Source organism: Nocardia sp. NPDC004260, from assembly GCF_053603155.1.
Genome location: NZ_JBSGEZ010000282.1, coordinates 1 through 1,124, shown reverse-complemented (window position 1 = coordinate 1,124; position 1,124 = coordinate 1). Strand labels below are relative to the sequence as shown.

Annotated in this window: 1 protein-coding gene; it reads right to left on the bottom strand. The window is 70.5% G+C overall.

Features of this window, described 5'->3' with window-relative positions:
• Positions 1-125: 125 nt before the first annotated feature.
• Positions 126-302, bottom strand: a complete 177-nt coding sequence (locus tag ACWEO7_RS39660; RefSeq protein ID WP_452431022.1) for a hypothetical protein — start codon at positions 300-302, stop codon at positions 126-128.
• Between the last annotated feature and the right edge of the window lie 822 nt (positions 303-1,124).

The window sequence follows — 1,124 nt, the reverse complement described above, 5'->3', positions numbered from 1 at the left end:
GCTCGGCTGGGAAACCCCAGCCGAGCGCCTGCATAGACTACTTGCGGCCTGAACCAAACGACCACGTGTTGCAACGATCCCTAGAATCCGCCGTGTGGTTCCGGCCCCTTTTTCGTCTGTCGCTCCTACAGATCGAACCCCGCCGCACCCGGGAACACCACATCGAACCGGACGCCGTCAGGCAACCCCTGCGGCTGCCACCTCTCACCAGCCACCACCGAGGCCACGTCATCGGCCGAGGGAGCCTCCAGCTCCACCAACATCCGCGCCGCCAGCCGCTCCACTTCCGACACACCACTCATCGCAGCCACCCTTCCCGATCCAACGCGCCCAGCGACCCGGCATCGCCCCACGCCGTCCCTCCAGGTTACAAACCAGCACAACCCCATTCATTTCCGGCGAAGTCAGGCACCGCCCACCACACGCACCCGGCCAACGTGCTCCACCAGCACCCCGAGAAGAATGTGAGCTGCCGCGACACCAAGCCCTCCCGCACCTCCGTAGCTCCCGCGCACTACCTTCCAGCGCAGTCACGCCGAACCACTCAACACCCAGCGCAGTCGGAAACCCCCGCCGGTGGTCGCTTCCGATCGCGACCTACGGCCGCGCGGCGGCGCCCGTAGCCGCCCCACCCACCGCGAGCGGCCGCCGTCGGAACTCGCACAGCGAGTACAGCAACTAAAGCGGATAACTCCCAGCCCATGCGACACCCCGCCCGGCTCACCCAATCACCCCGCAGCACCGCACAAAGCCGACTCACCACCATCCGGCCAACCACGCCCCAGCCCCCGCCACCTCCGCGACGGGCCCGCCCGGCACCGCACCGCCGGGTGGGGTGGTTGGTCGCTGAGGATCGCGGCCTGGCGGCCGCGCGGTGGCGCGGGCAAGGGCGGTGTCGGCACGCCCCTTCGGTGGGGCCTTCCACGACGCTGGCACACCGCGGCTCGGCACGCCAGGTCGTTCGTCCGCTCCTCGCTGCGCTGCGGTGCGGGCGCTCCACCTGGCGCACCGAGCCGCGGCGCGCCGGATGCATCGCAGGCCCCACCGAAGGAACGCACCGACACCGCACACCACTGTGTTGTTCGCCCGCGCCGCCGAAACCCCTCGCGGCCGCCGGCCGCGCG

Excerpts from the sequence above, each read along its gene's own strand:
- ACWEO7_RS39660 (WP_452431022.1), bottom strand. The coding sequence starts at position 302 with ATGAGTGGTGTGTCGGAAGTGGAGCGGCTGGCGGCGCGGATGTTGGTG.